Here is a 16,213-nt window from a genome sequence, read left to right as displayed (position 1 = left end):
CTCGATCGATCGGTGGATCAGCGCAGGATCAGCGCAGGTCGAAGCGGTCCAGCTCCATGACCTTGACCCACGCGGCGACGAAGTCCGCGGCGAACTTCTCCTTGGCGTCGTCGCTGGCGTAGACCTCGGCGAGCGCCCGCAGCTGCGAGTTCGAGCCGAAGATCAGGTCGGCGGCGGTGGCGGTCCAGCGGACCTCGCCGCTCTGCGCGTCGCGGATCTCGTAGACGTTCTCCTCGGTCTCCGACGCCTTCACGACGCCGCCCGGAGCGAGCAGGTTGAGGAAGAAGTCGGTCGAGAGCACGCCGGGCCGCTCGGTGAGCACACCGTGGGCCGAACGGCCGACGTTGGCGCCGAGGGTGCGCAGGCCGCCGAGCAGGACCGTCATCTCCGGGGCGGAGAGGTCGAGCATGTACGCGCGGTCGAGCAGCAGCGTCTCGAGCGGCAGCTTCTCGCCCGGGCGGGCGTAGTTGCGGAACCCGTCGGCGCGCGGCTCGAGCACCTCGAACGACTCGGCGTCGGTCTGCTCCTGGCTGGCGTCGGTGCGACCCGGGCGGAACGGCACGGTGATGTCGAAGCCGCCGTCCTTCGCGGCCTTCTCGACCGCGGCCGAGCCAGCCAGGACGATGAGGTCGGCCAGCGAGATCCTCTTCTCGCCCTGGGCGTTGAACTCGGCCCGGATGTCCTCGAGCTTGGCCAGGACGCCGGCGAGCTGCTCGGGCTGGTTGACCTCCCAGTTGCGCTGCGGCTCGAGACGGATCCGCGCGCCGTTGGCGCCACCGCGCTTGTCGGTGGTGCGGAAGGTCGCGGCCGAGGCCCACGCCGTCGACACGAGCTGCGCGACGTCGAGGCCGCTGTCGAGCACCTTCGCCTTGAGCGCGGTCACGTCGGCCTCGTCGACCAGGGGGTGGTCGACGGCGGGGACCGGGTCCTGCCACAGCTGGGGCTCGGGCACCCAGGGGCCGAGGAAGCGCGAGACCGGACCCATGTCGCGGTGCAGCAGCTTGTACCAGGCCTTGGCGAACGCCCGGGCGAACTCGTCGGGGTTCTCCAGGAAGCGGCGCGAGATCTTCTCGTACGTCGGGTCGAAGCGCAGCGCGAGGTCGCTGGTGAGCATCGTGGGCTTGCGCTTGGGCGAGTCGGGCGACGGGCCGGGGATGATCGCCTCGGCGTCCTTGGCGACCCACTGCTTCGCGCCGGCGGGGCTCTCGGTGAGCTCCCACTCGTAGCCGAAGAGGATCTCGAAGAAGCGGTTGCTCCACTGGGTCGGCTTGTCGGTCCAGGTGACCTCGAGGCCGGAGGTGATGGCGTCGGCGCCCTTGCCGGTGCCGAAGGTGCTGCGCCAGCCGAGGCCCTGCTCCTCGATCGGGGCGCCCTCGGGCTCGGGGCCGACGTGGTCGGCCGGGCCGGCGCCGTGGGTCTTGCCGAAGGTGTGGCCACCGGCGATGAGGGCGACGGTCTCCTCGTCGTTCATCGCCATCCGGGCGAAGGTGTCGCGGATGTCGCGGGCCGAGGCCAGCGGGTCGGGGTTGCCGTTGGGGCCCTCGGGGTTGACGTAGATCAGGCCCATCTGGACCGCGCCCAGCGGGTCGGCGAGCTCGCGGTCACCGGAGTACCGCTCGTCGCCCAGCCAGGTGTCCTCGGAGCCCCAGTAGATCTCCTCGGGCTCCCACACGTCCTCACGGCCGAAGGCGAAGCCGAAGGTCTCGAAGCCCATCGATTCGAGCGCGACGTTGCCGGCGAGCACCAGCAGGTCGGCCCACGAGATCCTCTGGCCGTACTTCTGCTTGACCGGCCACAGCAGACGCCGGGCCTTGTCGAGGTTGCCGTTGTCGGGCCAGCTGTTGAGGGGGGCGAACCGCTGGCCGCCGTCACCCGCGCCGCCACGGCCGTCGTAGATGCGGTAGGTGCCGGCCGCGTGCCAGCTGAGCCGGATCATCAGGCCGCCGTAGTGACCGAAGTCGGCGGGCCACCAGTCCTGCGAGGTGGTCAGGACCTCGGTGATGTCGCGCTTGAGCGCCTCGACGTCGAGCTTGGCGAACTCCGCGGCGTAGTCGAAGTCGGCGCCCAGCGGGTTGCCGGCGGGCGCGTGCGCGTGGAGCACGGAGAGGTCGAGCTGGTTGGGCCACCAGTCCTTGTTCGACCGCGGCCGGTGCGACTTCGGCGTCGGAGCGTCCAGCGCCGGGTTCTCGCTCTCGCTCCCGCCGTGGGCGACGGGGCAGCCTGCGTTCTCGGTCATTCTCAACCTTTCGGGGGTGGGGCGATCAGGAGCAGTCGGGGCACACGCCCCAGTAGATGACCTCGGCCTCGTCGATCTCGAAGCCGTGGGAGTCGGAGGCGGTCAGGCACGGCACGTGGCCGACAGCGCAGTCCACGTCGGCGATGGACCCGCAGGTCCGGCACACGACGTGGTGGTGGTTGTCACCCGTGCGGGTCTCGTAGCGCGCCACCGAGCCGGCCGGCTTGATGCTGCGCACCAGCCCGGCGTCGGTGAGCGTGTGCAGCGAGTCGTACACGGCCTGGTGGGAGACCTCCGGCAGCAGCGCTCGGGCTGCGGTGATGATCGACTCCGTGTCGGCGTGGGGGTGCGCGTGCACCGCCTCGAGTACGGCGAGCCGGGGCCGGGTGACCCGCAGCTCGGCGTCCCGCAGCTGCTGCTGGAAGTCGGACGCCGTCATGACCACCAGCATGCCATCTTTCTTGAATCAGTCAAGACTGATCTCGGGGTGTCGGCGTCGGGGTGTCGGTGACTGAGCGACGGCCCGCCGGGTACCGCCTCGGCATGGACAACTCACCCGCCTGGCTGATCCTCGGCGCCGTCGTCGTCGCTTTCATCGCGCTGGGCCTGGTCTGGGCGTTCATCGCGGACCGGCGACGCAACCAGGAGGTCGCACACGACCCTGAGCGCTTCGACCACCCCGCCGAGCCTGCCGACCACACCGGCCACACCAGCCACACACCGGCTGATCCCGCCGAGCCCACCGAGCCCACCGAGCACGGTCGACTCCACGTCGACCCGCGCTACCGAGGCGGCTCGACCGACACCTGATCCACTGCCCGACAAGGACACGGCCGGCCCCCGCGATGCGGGGACCGGCCGTGTGCCGTGCGGACGGCGCCGAGGCGAAGTTCACTCGCCCTCCGGCGCGGCGAGCGCCGCCAGCTCGTGCAGCCCGAGCGCCAGCACCAGCGCGGTGCAGGCCAGCGGCGCGACGCCGTCGCGGGAGCGTCCCGGCGCCGCCTCGGCGCCACGGCCGCGCCGGCTCGACAGCATGCAGCTCGCCGCGACGAGCGCCACCGCGACGGTCGCCACCGCCCCCGGCCCCAGACGCGACCACGTCAACCGGGTCAGCACCGCGGCGGCGACGACGAGCGAGAGGGCGGCCCGGTGCCAGGCCAGCGCGGTCCGCTCGCGCTGGAGGCCGGGCGACTCCTCGTGTCTCGGGCCGGTCACGGCTACAGCGCGACGAGGAGGGTCAGCGCCGCGCCCACGACCACGCCGGACACCAGCAGGCTCAGCCCCGAGGACGGCAGGAAGTGGCCCACCCGCATCGCCCGCTCCGCCCGGGCCCACCGCACCCAGGAACCTGCCGCGCACACCATGCCGGTCAGCACCACCGCCACCGCCAGACCCCGGCGCACGGCCGGGTCGAGTCCGACGCCGGCGACGTCGAGGGCCACGCCGGCCGCCAGGAGGGCGAGCGCGGTCCGGACCCAGGCGAGGAAGGTGCGCTCGTTGGCGAAGGTGAACCGGTAGTCGGGCTCCTCCCCCGCGTCGTAGACCCACGACGGCCAGCGGCCGTCGCTGCCTCGCCCAGGGCTCATCCCCCCGCCGCCGTGGCGTCGTTGGCGCACCGGAAGCCCACGTTGGACGACGCGGAGTCCGGCGTGTTCGACGAACGCGCCGCCACCCGGTAGCGGTTGCAGTAGGAGTCGTGGCACAGGAACGAGCCGCCGCGCATCACCCGCTGCTCGCCCGCGTCGGGGCCGGTCGGGGACACCAGCGTCGAGCGCGCGTAGTAGGTCGGGTCGAACCAGTCGGCGCACCACTCCCACACGTTGCCCGCCGTCTGCCACAGGCCGTAGCCGTTGGGGCGGAAGGTCTGCACCGGCGCGGTGCCGAGGTGTCCGTCCTCCTCGGTGTTGTGGGTCGGGAACCGGCCCTGCCAGATGTTGCACTGCCAGCGGTTGCGCGCCATCAGCTCGTCGCCCCACGCGTAGCGCGCGCCGTCGAGCCCGCCCCGCGCGGCGTACTCCCACTCCGCCTCGCTCGGCAGCCGCTTGCCGGCCCACGTGCAGTAGGCCTGCGCGTCGTGCCAGGACACGTGCACGACCGGATGGTTCTGCCGCGCGGCGATCGTGGAGCCGGGCCCCTCGGGCCGGCGCCAGGACGCCCCGCGCACGGCGAGCCACCACGGCGCCTGCTCGACGCGGTTGACGACGTCGGCCGCGGAACCGTCGAAGAGCAGGTGGAACACCGCGGAGACGCCGAGCCGTTCGGAGTCGGTGACATAGCCGGTCGCCTTCACGAAGGTCGCGAACTGCGCATTGGTGACCGTCGTCGCATCCATGAGGTACGCCGGCAGCTCGACCCGGTGCACCGGCGTCTCGCCGTCGGCCGGATAGCCCTCGCCGAAGGCGTCGCCCATCGTGAACGAGCCGGCGGGGATGGGGACCTGGCCACGAGTGCTCCGCGCCCCCGGCACGACCGGGGCAGGACCGAGGGTCACGTCGGCCGGGGCGGCGCTCGGCGCGCAGCAGGGCCTGATCTCGTCGCTCACTGGATCGCTCATTGGGTGGCCATCTCGATGCGGTCCTCGACCTCCTCCGGCACATCGGAGGTGACGGCCGGCTCGATGCTCACGATCACCGAGTCGATGGTCCCGGTGAACGTCGCGCGCGGGGTCTCGTAGTCCGGAACGACCCCGCTGCCGTTGTCACACCCTACGTCGGCGCAGGTCGGCCCGTAGTGGAAGGGCACGGTGCGCGCGACCGTCCCGGTGCCGACCGAACGGCCGTCGCACCGCAGATCCACCTCGCCTCCGCCGCCGAAGCCGGCGCCGGCGTCGTACTCGAAGCCGAACGCGACGACGTGCTCGCCCGGGGCGAGCGGCTCCGTGGCCACGACCTCCTGCAGGTCGCGTCCCATCCAGTTGTGGCTGTAGACCAGCCGACCCCCGCGCACGTGGAAGGACCAGCCGCCGAACCGGGCGCCCTGCGCGACGATCGCCCCCGCACACCCCTCGTCGGGGACCGTGATCCGCGCGGTCACCTCGTGGGACTTGTTGCGGACGTTGGGGAAGGCAGCGTCCGGGAGTCGCGTCATGCCGGGGAAGAGCTCGACGCTGCGCCGTCCGCCCAGCACCGACGGCCGGCGGGCGATGTCGCTGGTGAACCGCTCCGCCTTGCGGTCGTCGAGGGGAAGCACGTGGTTGCGCTCGGCCTCGGCGAGGAAGAGTGCCTGGAGCTCGGCGAGCCGGGCGGGCTCCTGCTCGGCGAGGTCGTGGCGCTGGCTCCAGTCGTCGGGGCCGTAGAGCTCCCAGACGTCCTCGCCGAACGACGGCAGGTGGCTGGTGTCGTGGTCCCAGGGCGTGGAGTGCTTGGTGCAGGCCATCCAGCCCTCGTGGTAGATCCCGCGGTTGCCGAACATCTCGAAGTACTGCGTGGTCCGGTTCTCGGCGGCCGAGGCGTCGCGCACGGAGGCCAGGAAGCTCGTTCCGTCGACGCGCTGCTGCGGCACGCCGTTGACGTGGGTCGGGACCGGCAGGCCGGCGGCCTCCAGGATCGTGGGATAGACGTCGATGACGTGCTGCCACTGGTCGCGGCTCTCGCCGGTGCGCGGCGTGCCGTCCGGCCAGTGCAGCACCATGCCCACGCGGGTGCCGCCCCAGTGGGAGGCGACCTGCTTGGTCCACTGGTACGGCGTGTTCATGGCGTGCGCCCACCCTGCCGGATAGTGGTTGTAGGTGGACGGGCCGCCGATCTCGTCGAGCACGGCGAGGAGGTTGTCGGTGGAGTCGTGGATGCCGTTGAGGCTGGCGATCTCGTTCACCGCACCGGCGATGCCGCCCTCGGCGGAGGCTCCGTTGTCGCCGAGGATGTAGAGGAAGATGGTGTTGTCCAGCGCGTCCGCCTCGTCGAGGGCGTCGACGAGCCGGCCGACCTGGTGGTCGGTGTGCTCGGTGAAGCCGGCGTAGGCCTCCATCAGCCGCGCGGCCACGAGCCTCTCCGACGCGGAGAGGTCGTCCCAGGCGGGGATCTCCTCGTGTCGCGGGGTGAGCTCGCAGTCGGCGGGGACCACGCCGATCTCCTTCTGACGCGCGAGGGTCTCCTCGCGCACCCGGTCCCAGCCCTGGTCGAACCGGCCGCGGTACCTCTCGATCCACTCGCGCGGCGCGTGGTGCGGAGCGTGGGTGGCGCCATAGGAGAGGTAGAGGAGGAACGGCTTGTCCGCCGCGAGCGCCTGCTGCTGGCGCACCCAGTCGATCGCCTTCGTGGTCAGGTCCTCGCTGAGGTGGTAGTCGGGATCGGCCGGCGCCTCGACGGGTGTCGTGCCGTCGTACAGCAGGGGCGACCAGTGGTCCATCTCCCCGGACATGAAGCCGTAGAACCTCTCGAAGCCCTCGCCGGTGGGCCACCGGTCGAAGGGGCCCACCGGCGTGACCTCCCAGGCCGGGGTCTGGTGCATCTTGCCGAAGGCCCCGGTGTTGTAGCCGTTGAGGCGGAGCACCTCGGCCAGGGTGGCGGCGGTGTTCGGGCGCACCGAGGTGTAGCCGGGGACCGGGGTCGCCATGTTGGTGATCGTGCCCATGTTGACCGCGTGGTGGTTGCGTCCGGTCATCAGCGACTGCCGTGTCGGCGAGCACAGCGCCGTGGTGTGGAACCGGTTGAACCGCAGGCCGCCCGCGGCCAGGCGCTCGGCGGTCGGCGTCCGACAGGGACCGCCGAAGGCACTGGTCGCCCCGAAGCCCATGTCGTCGATCAGGATGACGACGACGTTCGGGGCGTCCTTCGGCGCGCCCGGCAGGGTCATCGGCGGCTGGTCGAGGTCGCGTACGTCGAGGGTCGGCGTCGTCGGAGCCTCGACGTCCGCGACGGGAAGGACGGATCTCGGGTCCGTGCCCGGGCAGGCGCTCACTGCCGGACCATCGCCGTGTCGGGTCCGCGCCGGGCGGCGGCGGAGCCGGGGTCGACGTCCATCTCCACCCGGTGGAGCCGGCCGCTGAAGGGGAACGGCGCCCGGTAGTCGGAGGAGACCGAGGAGATGCTGTCCCCACCGACCTGGAGACCCTGGGCGACGTTCCACAGGATCGGGTTGGAGCAGACCTCGGTGCGCTCGGCGACGACTCCTCCGTCCACCTCCAGGCTCAGGGTGCCGACGACCGGCGGCTGCGAGAGGCCCGCGGGCGCCGACCCGTCGGGATCGTCGGTCCGGGTGAACCGCAGCACGGCGCGGTGGCTGCCGGACGCAAGGGGCTCCGGTGCGGAGACAGGGAACTCCTCGCGCCCCAGGTAGGCGACGGTGGCGTGGAGCCGCTCGCCGAGGAGGTACAGCGAGAAGCCGCCCGAGGAGTTGCCGTAGCTGACGAGCGCACCGGTGTCGCCGGTCTGCGCCTCGAAGTCGACCGCGACCTCGAACGACCGGCCGACCACCGGCGGCGAGCTGCTCGCCCCGAGCATGACCGGCGCGGCGTAGACGACCTTCGATCGCGGCTCCATGGCGCGCGGGCGGGGATCGAGGAGCCGCGGGCTCCCTCGGTCGTCGAGCGGCAGCACCCCGTGGCTCTCGGCCTCGGCCCACCACAGGTCGACCAGCTCGTTCAGCAGCTCGGGCCGCTCGGCGCTCAGGTCGCGCATCTCGGCGAAGTCCTCGTCGAGGTGGTAGAGCTCCCACACGTCGGCGTCGAAGTCGCCGTCGTGCGTGAGCTCGGGCGGCCGGCCGACCCGGAAGGCGTGCGTGCGCGAGTTGTGGATGGCGCTCGCCTTCCAGCCCTCCCGCCACACCGCGCGGTGGCCGAAGCACTCGAAGTGCTGCACGCTGCGGCTCGTCGGCGCCTCGGGGGTCTTGAGGACCGGGGCCATGCTGGCACCGTCGAAGGGACGCTGCCGCACACCCGCGACCTCGGCCGGGGCCTCCACCCCGATCGCCTCGAGCAGGGTCGGCGCGACGTCGATCACGTGGGCGTACTGGCTGCGCACCGCGCCCGGGTCGGCGATGCCCGCCGGCCAGTGCACGATGAACGGGACGCGGGTGCCGCCCTCGTGACAGGTGGTCTTGTACCAGCGGTTCGGGGTGTTGCCCGCCTCCGCCCACCCCGTCGCGTAGTGCGGGTGGCTGGTCGGGCCGCCCCACTCGTCGAGGCGGTCGATCATCTGCTGGACGTCCTCGGGGCTGCGGTTGAAGTAGCTGAGCTCATGGAACAGGCCCGAGGCCCCGCCCTCGGCGCTGGCGCCGTTGTCGCTGAGCAGCATGATCACCGTGTTGTCGAGACGACCGGACTCACGCAGGAACTCGAGCAGGCGACCGATCTGGTGGTCGGTGTGCGAGAGGAAGCCGGCATAGGTCTCCATCTGGCGGCACAGCACGCGACGCTCGTCGTCCCCGATCTCCGACCACGCACGGACGCCCTCGTTGTGCGGGGCGAGCTCGGTGTCGCGCGGTACGACGCCCAGCTCCTTCTGCTTGGCCAGCGTGTCCGCACGCACGGCGTCCCAGCCGTCGTCGAAGGCGCCGGCGTACTTCTCGATCCACTCCGGCGGGGCATGGTGCGGGGCGTGCATCGCGCCGAGGGCGAGGTAGAGGTAGTACGGCCGGTTCGGCGTCACGGCCTTCTCCTCGTCGATCCAGGAGATCGCCCGTCCGAGCAGGTCGGCGCTGAGGTGGTAGCCGTCCTCGGGCCGGCCGGGCGCCTCGACCCGGTGGTTGTCCTCCCACAGCTCCGGCTCCCACTGCGAGGTCTCGCCCGGCATGAATCCGTAGTAGCGGTCGAACCCCTTGGCCAGCGGCCACCGGTCGAAAGGTCCCCACGGGCCGTTCTCTGCCTCCGGGGTGAGGTGCCACTTGCCGAGTGCCATGGTGGCGTAGCCGGATCCGCGCAGCACGGCGGGTGTCATGGCGGCGTCGGGCGGGATGACCGAGTCGTAGCCCGGGAAGCCCGTCGCGTACTCCATGATCATGCCGACCCCCACCGAGTGGGCGTTGCGGCCGGTCAGCAGCGCCGCCCGGGTCGGCGAGCACAGCGGTGTCGCGTGGAAGTTCCGGAACCGCAGGCCCTGCTGCGCCAGGGAGTCGATGTGGGGTGTGCTGATCCGCCCGCCCAGACCTCCGAAGCAGCCGAGCTGGGCGTAGCCGAGGTCGTCGAGGACGATCGTGATCACGTCGGGTGCCCCTGCGGGCGGGGTCGGCGGCCGCCGCCAGGCGGGAGTCGAGGACGCGACGGTCCGGCCGATCTCGCCGTCGAACCCGTCGGCCTCGTCATAGGTCCGCAGGCCGGGCTCGGTGCTCGGGTGCTGGCTGGGGTGCTGGCTCGGGTGCTGGCTCATGGTCTCGACTCCCGCTCTCTCGCGATCAGTTCTGGCCGCAGCCGGTCACGACGTGGTCGAAGCCCACGTCCGGGGCGCCCGCGTATCCGGCGTTGGCCTGCCAGCGCGACTCCTCGAGCTCGGTGAACCAGCCGTCGCGCTCGAGCTCGTAGACGCGCTCGGCGGCCTCCGGGGACAGACCGACCCACTCCGCGAGGTAGTCGACGACCGTGTCCTTGTTGGCCTCGTCGGCCATGAACTCCATCGTGTGCACCATCGCCCGGCAGAAGGAGTCGACGGTGTCGGCGTTCTTCTCGTAGTAGTCCGCGGTCGTGGCGTAGAAGGCGGACAGGCCCTGTTCCCCACGGTCCCCGGCGGTGTCGTCGTGCGGGCTCGCGAGCACCTCGATCTCGGTGCCCGTCTCCTCCAGCAGCTCCGCGCTCGAGGTCGTGCCGACAGCGGCGTCGGCCTTGCCGTTGGCCATCGCGGCCGCCAGGGTCGGCGGACCTCCGGCGGCTAGGAAGGTGATCTTGCTGGGGTCGAGGCCCTTCTCCTCCATGATCTGGACGACGTAGGTCTCCGCGTCGCCCCCGCGCGCGGGAACGGCCAGGGTCTTGCCCTCGAGGTCGGCGAGCTCGGTGATCCCCGACTTCTCGGTGGCGATGACGAGCTTCGTCTCGCCCTGGAACGGCGGCAGGATCTTGAGGTCCTGTCCCTCCTTCATGGCCGGGAACGCCGTACCGGTCGAGGCGCCCGCGATCTGGGTGGTGCCGCCGATCATCCCGGCGATGAGCTCGGGGCCGGTCTTCGCGTCGACGCGCTCGACCTCGAGCCCCTCCTCGCCGAAGAAGTCCTCGCCCATGGCGACCGCGGTCGGCAGCGAGAGAATGCTGTTGGGGAAGACGCCGAGGCTGATCTTGCGCGAGTCGCCATCGCCTCCGTCGCCGCTGCCGCCGCCACAGGCGGCGAGGACGGTGACGGCGAGGACACTGGCGGCAGCGCCCGTCAGGGCGCGCTTGAACGGATTCATGGTGATGCTCCTGTGCGTTGAGGGAGAGTGGGCGGCAGGTGCGAGCCGCCCCGGAGGGAAGGGATCTGGGGCGCGACGATGCGGCCGGCCGCGGACGGGCGCGGCGAACTAGATGGACGAGCGGAGCTGGTTGTAGATCTCCTGGTAGCGGGGCTCGCCGGCGACGGTCTGGAGGTCGCGGGGGCGCTCGAGGCCCACCTCGACGTCGTAGAGCACACGGCCCTCCCCCAGCAGCACGACCCGGTCGGCCAGCGCGATCGCCTCGCCGAGGTCGTGGGTGACGAAGATGACCGTCTTGTGCTGCTCGCTCTGCCACAGCCGCAGGAACTCCTCCTGTACGGCGACGCGGGTCGTGACGTCCAGGGCGGCGAACGGCTCGTCCATCAGCAGGACGTCGGGATCGAGCGCCCAGGTGCGGGCGAGGGCGACGCGCTGGCGCATGCCCTGGGAGAGCTGCCAGGGCCAGAGTCGCTCGGAGCCGCCGAGGTGGACCGCCTCGAGCCATCGGCGGGCCGTCTCACGGCGCTCCTGCTTGGGAACCCCCCGCAGCTCGAGGCCGTACTCGACGTTGCCCTGGGCGGTGCGCCACGGCAGGAGCGCGTCCCGGGCGAGCATGAAGCCGAGGTTGCGACGCGCGGCCTTCGGCGTCTCCCCGCCGACCGTGACGGTTCCGGTCGTGGGTCTCACCAGGGCCGCCACCATGTTGAGCAGGGTGGTCTTGCCGCAGCCGCTCTTGCCCACGAGGGCGATGAACTGGCCGGCGGGGACGGTCAGGTCGATGCCCTTGAGCACCTGCTTGGTTCCGCCGAGCGGATCGGCGAACTCGACGGTCACCCCGCTCATCTGGATCGCCGTGGGTGTGGTGGCGCGCGTCGCGCCGGTCGTCGTCTCGGTCATGGTGGTCGGCTCCTCGGGTGGGATGGTGATCAGGACGGCGTGGTCAGACGTCGGCGGGCGCCTGCCAACGCAGGAGCCATCGCTCGGCGGTGACCATGAGCTGGTTGAGCAGGACGGCGACGATCGCGAGGAGGATGAGGATCGCGTAGACCGCCTCCATCTGGAACAGCGACGAGTAGCTCGCGATGAGCTGGCCCAGTCCGTCCTTCGCCGAGATGAGCTCCGATCCGACGACCCCGAGCAGGGCGTAGATGAGACCGAGCCGGAGGCCGGCGAAGATCGCCGGCGTCGCGACCGGGAGCATGATCTTCCAGAACAGCTGCAGCTTCGTCGCACCGAGCACCGCCGAGAGGCGGAGCCACTCGGAGTCGGTGGAGCGCACGCCGGCCCGGGCGCCCGAGAGCACGATGAAGAAGACGAGGGTGCACGCGAGTGCCACCTTGGCGGTCATCCCGATCCCGAAGGCGACGATGAACATCGGCGCCAGGGCGATGCGCGGCATCGCGTTGGCCGCGTCGAGGAACGGGCTGATCACCCGCTCGACCGTCGGCAGGAGACCGAGCGCGATGCCGCACACCGCGCCCACCAGGCTCGCGAGCACCCAGGACACGACGACCGCGGCCATGGTGGCCTTGGTGTTGGTCCACAGCTCGCCGGACTCGATCGCCCCGACGAAGTAGTCCCAGGACTGCCCGGGGCTCTTGCCCAGCACCGGGTCGAGCCACTCCTGGTCCGCTGTGACCTGCCACAGTCCGATCCACGCGACCAGGAGCAGCGCCTGGAGCGCGCGCACCTTCGTCGTCTGCCTGCGGGCGAGCTTCCTTCGCGCGGTCTCCGCCGGGTCCCGCCTCGGCTCGCGCACCGGTGTCGCGTTGTCAGGAGCCGTGATCGTCATCTCTTCGAGTTCGCGGGTCATGGCGCCCCCTCCCTGTGATCCTGGTCGCATTGGCTGGTGGAACCAGTCTGGAAGGTGACGAAGGACACCGACATCGCGCCTTGGCCCAAGCCGGTCGCTATCGTCTTGTGACATGTCACAGCCCATCTCGCCCGAGTTGGCGGAGGCCGTCGGTCGCACCGCGGACCGCCTGTTCGCGGTCGCGGAGGCCGCGGTCGCGGCCTGGGCCGTGGAGAGTCCGCACTACGGGGCGCGGCTGGACACCCGCAACATCTATCCGGTCGTCTCGCACAACGTCCGGGTGGCCGGTCGCTACATGGTCACCGATCTCGGCGGGGACGAGCCGGCGGAGGGCGACCTGGCGGTCCGCTTCGACAGTGTCGTCCGCGGGGCTCAGCTGCGCGCCCAGGAGGGCATGCCGATCGCCGACATGGTCGACGCCCACCTCATGGTCTTCTCGATCATCGCCTCGGCGGTCCTCGACGAGATCGGCCCGCGCCCGCCGGCCGAGGTGGTCGCGGTGCTCCAGGCGCTGGTGCAGCGCCAGCGTCGGCTGACCCGGCTCGCCATCCAAGCCCATCAGGACGAGGCCGCGTCCATCGGCGCCGACACCCGGGCCGCGGAGCAGGAGCTGGTCGAGGGCCTCGTGGGCGGCAATCCTGACGCCGAGCTCGCCTCCCGCCTCGGGATCCGGCTGGCTCCGGCGTACCACGTGCTCTGGTTCGAGCTGGGCGAGACTCCCAACGAGCAGAGGTCGGACGAGGTGGGTCGCCGGGCCTCGGGGCGACGCAAGGTGCGGCGTGTCCACGACGAGCTGCGGCGCCGGTTCGGCACCGACCTGCTCGTTCGGCTCGAGCCGACGGGCGGCGTCGCGCTCCTCCCCGCGACCGACCGTACGCCGGAGCCGGCGAGGGTCCGCGAACTGCTCGTCCGCCTCTCCAGCGTCGCGCTCGCGTCGATCCATGCCGGCATGGTCGCGGACGCCCCGGCGCCCGAGCTGCCCGAGGCGGTGAGCCTGGCCCGGGAACTCGGCGAGCTGGTCCGCGGCCGTCCGCAGCCCGCCCTCGGCGTCCTGTCCGAGCTTCCGCTCGAGTTCCAGCTGTCCCGGGACACCCGGGCCCGCGGTGCCCTGGCCGAGCTGACCGCGAGGCTGGCACCGGACCTGCTCACCACCCTGCGGTCCTACTTCGCCCACGACTTCAATCGCAAGAAGGTGGCCCGCGAGCTGGGCGTGCACCCCAACACCATCGACAACCGGCTCGCTCGGATCGCGGAGCTGACCGGAGCCGATCCGCGCACCTCCCGCGGGCTGCTGCTCCTCGGGTCCGCCCTGACCGTCGACGACCTCCACCCGGACCGGGCGACCGAAGCTACCGACCGCTGATCCGGTTCGCCGCCGTCGCGATCCACGAGGTACGACGCCCGCCCCGGGCCTCGAGCCGGTCGGCCAGTCCGTAGGCCCGGTAGAGCCCGTGGATGCCCACCCAGCGCAATGGCTCCGGCTCCCAGTGCCGCGCCCGCTGGTCGACCCACGGCAGTGTCGTGCGTTCGGTGCGCTCCCCCGCGATCAGGTCGGCGAGGGTGCGTCCGGCCAGGTTGGTGGCGGTGACCCCGGTGCCGACGTACCCGCCGGCCCAGCCCAGGCCGGTGGCGGCGTCGTACCCGACCGTCGCGCGCCAGTTCCGCGGGACGCCGAGGACACCGCTCCACGCGTGGGCGATCCCCACGTCGCGCAGGGCCGGGAACCACGAGCACAGCACCTCACGCAGGTGGCGCACGGTGCGGTCGGGGATGTCGCCGTCGAGGTCGGTCCGCGAGCCGAAGCGGTAGGGATTCCCCCGGCCGCCGATCGCGATCCGGCCGTCCGTGGTCCGTTGCGCGTAGGAGTAGACGTGGGCGAAGTCCTCGAGCGTGTCGTAGTGCTCCCATCCGATCTCCGCCCACGCCGCCGCCGGGAGCGGGTCGGTGACGATCATCGAGGAGTTCATCGGCACCCACGTGCGGCGCTCGCCGGAGAGTCCGGCGGTGAAGCCCTCGGTCGCGCGGATGACGTGGCGTGCACGCACCGTGCCGCGATCGGTCTCCACACGGCCGGCGGCGATCGAGCGGACCGTCGTGTCCTCGTGGATCCGCACCCCGCGCTCGCGCACGACCCGGGCCAGGCCCTGGGCCAGCCGGGCCGGCTGGATCCGTGCGCAGTGCGGCTCCCACAGCGCGGCTCGCGTGCCGGCGACCCGGATCCGCGCGTCCCCCTCGTCCGCGCTCAGCAGCCGCGCGCCGGTCTCCGGCCAACGCGCCGCGGCCGCCGCGGCGGCACGGGCACGGCCCTCCTGGGCGGCGTTGCGGGCGACGAGCAGGGTCCCGCCGCGCCGTATTCCCGCGTCGATCGCGTGGCGCTCGGCCACCCGGACCACCTCCTCGACGGCGTCGTTCATGGCCGTCTGGAAGCGGGCGACGTCCGCGCGCGGGTGGGTGCGGGCGTACCCGTCGAGGCCACCGGTCACCGACGCGGAGAGCCAGCCGCCGTTGCGGCCGGACGCGCCGTAGCCGGCGTACCGCTGCTCGACCACCCGCACGTCGAGGTCGGGCCGCATCTCCGCGAGGTAGTAGGCGGTCCACAGGCCGGTGTAGCCGGCGCCGACGATCGCGACGTCGGCCTCGAGGTCACCTGGGAGCGGGTCCTGCGGCTCGGGCGGTCCGACCTCGGCCCACCAGTGCGACACTTCCCCGGTACGGCGCGCGGCTCGGTCGGACACCCCGCCACCCTCTCATCGGTCGGTTCCCGGCGCCGGGCCGGTCGAGCGACGTACCACGAGCTCGGGCTTGAACATGTACTCCTTCGCGGGGATCGGATCCCCGGCGATCGCGTCGGCGAGCGCAGCGACAGCGGCCGCACACATCGGCTGGACCGGCTGGCGCACGGTGGTCAGCGGCGGGTCGAGGAAGCCGATCAGGATCGAGTCGTCGAAGCCCACGACCGACACGTCCGCGGGGACCCACAGTCCGGCGTCACGAGCCCCCCGCACCGCGCCCATCGCCATCAGGTCGGAGGCGCACACGATGCCTGTCGCCCCCCGCTCGATCAGGCTGCGGGCCCCGGCGGCTCCGCCCTCGACACTGAACAGGCCCTCCTCGATCCACCCGGCGGCGTCCTTCGCGCTGATGCCGAGCAGGCGTTGCGTCGCGGCGATGAAGCCCGCGCGCTTGCGGCGCGACGGCACGAACCGCGACGGACCGGTCACCAGGCCGATCCTGCGGTGGCCGAGTTGGACGAGGTGGGCGACGGCGAACTCCATGGCGGCGGCATCGTCGGTGGACAGGAAGGGCGCGTCGATGTCCTCGGCGTAGCCGTTGATGAAGGCGACCGGCATCCCGCGATCCACCAGTGCCTGGTACCGCTGGTGGTCCGCGGAGGTGTCGGCATGGCGGCCCGAGACGAAGATGATGCCGGCGACCCCGTGGTCGAGGAGCGACTCGACGTACTCGTCCTCCGAGATGCCGCCCGGGGACTGCGTGCACAGCACCGGGGTGTAGCGGCGGCGGGCCAGCGCATCCTCGATGACCTGCGCGAAGGCGGGGAAGATCGGGTTGTCGAGCTCGGGCACGACGAGACCGACCAGACCGCCGCTGCGCCGGCGCAGCTTCGAGGGGCGCTCGAAGCCCAGCACGTCGAGCGCGGTCAGCACCGCCTGGCGCGCGGAGTCGCTGACGCCCGCCTTGTCGTTGAGGACCCGGCTGACCGTCGCCTCGCTGACGCCCGCCTGCCCGGCGATCTCCGAGAGTGTGCCCATGGCCCTATGAAACACCTCCTTGCAAGATCAGTGCAACCACTTCCAAATCCTGCAAGTTGTTGCTACGGTCCGTGACGGCCC

General features: G+C 71.9%; 14 protein-coding genes. 2 read left to right on the top strand and 12 right to left on the bottom strand.

Features of this window, described 5'->3' with window-relative positions:
• Window positions 1-28: 28 nt before the first annotated feature.
• Entirely contained in the window at window positions 29-2,236 is a 2,208-nt protein-coding gene (gene katG / locus FHP29_RS09305) for a catalase/peroxidase HPI (RefSeq protein ID WP_139622583.1), read from the bottom strand.
• A gap of 25 nt (window positions 2,237-2,261) precedes the next feature.
• Window positions 2,262-2,675, bottom strand: a complete 414-nt coding sequence (locus tag FHP29_RS09300; RefSeq protein ID WP_139622582.1) for a Fur family transcriptional regulator — start codon at window positions 2,673-2,675, stop codon at window positions 2,262-2,264.
• Window positions 2,676-2,779: 104 nt separating this feature from the next.
• Here FHP29_RS09300 and FHP29_RS09295 point away from each other — a divergent pair, with 104 nt between their 5' ends.
• Window positions 2,780-3,046, top strand: a complete 267-nt coding sequence (locus FHP29_RS09295; RefSeq protein WP_139622581.1) for a hypothetical protein — start codon at window positions 2,780-2,782, stop codon at window positions 3,044-3,046.
• Between the two features lie 81 nt (window positions 3,047-3,127).
• On the opposite strand, the gene FHP29_RS09290 is transcribed toward FHP29_RS09295, so the two are convergent.
• The 8 genes from FHP29_RS09290 to FHP29_RS09255 form a co-directional block, all read right to left on the bottom strand.
• Window positions 3,128-3,451, bottom strand: coding sequence for a DUF202 domain-containing protein (locus FHP29_RS09290; protein WP_139622580.1), 324 nt, complete (start codon window positions 3,449-3,451; stop codon window positions 3,128-3,130).
• 2 nt (window positions 3,452-3,453) lie between these two features.
• Window positions 3,454-3,822 carry a YidH family protein gene (locus FHP29_RS09285; RefSeq protein ID WP_139622579.1) on the bottom strand — a complete coding sequence of 123 codons (369 nt, stop codon included), beginning with the start codon at window positions 3,820-3,822 and terminating at the stop codon, window positions 3,454-3,456.
• Entirely contained in the window at window positions 3,819-4,790 is a 972-nt protein-coding gene (locus tag FHP29_RS09280; RefSeq protein ID WP_139622578.1) for a formylglycine-generating enzyme family protein, read from the bottom strand. Before FHP29_RS09280 ends, FHP29_RS09285 begins: the two co-directional genes overlap by 4 nt.
• Complete coding sequence (locus FHP29_RS09275; RefSeq protein WP_139622577.1) at window positions 4,787-7,135, bottom strand: arylsulfatase; 2,349 nt, start codon at window positions 7,133-7,135, stop codon at window positions 4,787-4,789. Before FHP29_RS09275 ends, FHP29_RS09280 begins: the two co-directional genes overlap by 4 nt.
• Window positions 7,132-9,540, bottom strand: coding sequence for an arylsulfatase (locus FHP29_RS09270; RefSeq protein ID WP_139622576.1), 2,409 nt, complete (start codon window positions 9,538-9,540; stop codon window positions 7,132-7,134). Before FHP29_RS09270 ends, FHP29_RS09275 begins: the two co-directional genes overlap by 4 nt.
• 25 nt (window positions 9,541-9,565) lie before the next feature.
• Window positions 9,566-10,549, bottom strand: a complete 984-nt coding sequence (locus tag FHP29_RS09265; RefSeq protein WP_139622575.1) for an ABC transporter substrate-binding protein — start codon at window positions 10,547-10,549, stop codon at window positions 9,566-9,568.
• A 108-nt stretch (window positions 10,550-10,657) separates the two neighbouring features.
• A complete protein-coding gene (locus FHP29_RS09260; RefSeq protein ID WP_139622574.1) occupies window positions 10,658-11,446 on the bottom strand; it encodes an ABC transporter ATP-binding protein in 789 nt (262 codons plus the stop codon).
• 43 nt (window positions 11,447-11,489) lie between these two features.
• The gene (locus tag FHP29_RS09255) at window positions 11,490-12,362 is read right to left on the bottom strand and encodes an ABC transporter permease (protein ID WP_139622573.1); all 873 of its coding nucleotides are present in this window, start codon (window positions 12,360-12,362) and stop codon (window positions 11,490-11,492) included.
• Between the two features lie 112 nt (window positions 12,363-12,474).
• On the opposite strand from FHP29_RS09255, the gene FHP29_RS09250 reads away from it, so the two are divergent.
• Window positions 12,475-13,725, top strand: coding sequence for a PucR family transcriptional regulator (locus tag FHP29_RS09250; protein ID WP_139622572.1), 1,251 nt, complete (start codon window positions 12,475-12,477; stop codon window positions 13,723-13,725).
• Here the strand turns inward: FHP29_RS09250 and FHP29_RS09245 are convergent.
• Both FHP29_RS09245 and FHP29_RS09240 read right to left on the bottom strand, forming a co-directional pair.
• Complete coding sequence (locus tag FHP29_RS09245; RefSeq protein WP_139622571.1) at window positions 13,712-15,097, bottom strand: NAD(P)/FAD-dependent oxidoreductase; 1,386 nt, start codon at window positions 15,095-15,097, stop codon at window positions 13,712-13,714. The genes FHP29_RS09250 and FHP29_RS09245 overlap by 14 nt on opposite strands.
• A gap of 12 nt (window positions 15,098-15,109) precedes the next feature.
• Window positions 15,110-16,132, bottom strand: a complete 1,023-nt coding sequence (locus FHP29_RS09240; protein WP_139622570.1) for a LacI family DNA-binding transcriptional regulator — start codon at window positions 16,130-16,132, stop codon at window positions 15,110-15,112.
• Window positions 16,133-16,213: the final 81 nt, after the last annotated feature.

The sequence above is a fragment of the Nocardioides albidus genome, from assembly GCF_006335005.1.
GTDB classification, from domain to species: Bacteria; Actinomycetota; Actinomycetes; order Propionibacteriales; family Nocardioidaceae; genus Nocardioides; species Nocardioides albidus.
Note: the sequence above shows the minus strand (reverse complement) of the source record. Positions and strands in the feature narration are given on the sequence as shown.

What these genes read in the sequence shown, in the direction of transcription:
- FHP29_RS09250 (WP_139622572.1), top strand. Translation starts at nt 12,475, where the DNA reads ATGTCACAGCCCATCTCGCCCGAGTTGGCGGAGGCCGTCGGTCGCACC.
- FHP29_RS09255 (WP_139622573.1), bottom strand. Translation starts at nt 12,362, where the DNA reads ATGACCCGCGAACTCGAAGAGATGACGATCACGGCTCCTGACAACGCG.
- FHP29_RS09295 (WP_139622581.1), top strand. Translation starts at nt 2,780, where the DNA reads ATGGACAACTCACCCGCCTGGCTGATCCTCGGCGCCGTCGTCGTCGCT.
- FHP29_RS09260 (WP_139622574.1), bottom strand. Translation starts at nt 11,446, where the DNA reads ATGACCGAGACGACGACCGGCGCGACGCGCGCCACCACACCCACGGCG.
- FHP29_RS09265 (WP_139622575.1), bottom strand. Translation starts at nt 10,549, where the DNA reads ATGAATCCGTTCAAGCGCGCCCTGACGGGCGCTGCCGCCAGTGTCCTC.
- FHP29_RS09300 (WP_139622582.1), bottom strand. Translation starts at nt 2,675, where the DNA reads ATGACGGCGTCCGACTTCCAGCAGCAGCTGCGGGACGCCGAGCTGCGG.
- FHP29_RS09240 (WP_139622570.1), bottom strand. Translation starts at nt 16,132, where the DNA reads ATGGGCACACTCTCGGAGATCGCCGGGCAGGCGGGCGTCAGCGAGGCG.
- katG (WP_139622583.1), bottom strand. Translation starts at nt 2,236, where the DNA reads ATGACCGAGAACGCAGGCTGCCCCGTCGCCCACGGCGGGAGCGAGAGC.
- FHP29_RS09285 (WP_139622579.1), bottom strand. Translation starts at nt 3,822, where the DNA reads ATGAGCCCTGGGCGAGGCAGCGACGGCCGCTGGCCGTCGTGGGTCTAC.
- FHP29_RS09270 (WP_139622576.1), bottom strand. Translation starts at nt 9,540, where the DNA reads ATGAGCCAGCACCCGAGCCAGCACCCCAGCCAGCACCCGAGCACCGAG.
- FHP29_RS09280 (WP_139622578.1), bottom strand. Translation starts at nt 4,790, where the DNA reads ATGAGCGATCCAGTGAGCGACGAGATCAGGCCCTGCTGCGCGCCGAGC.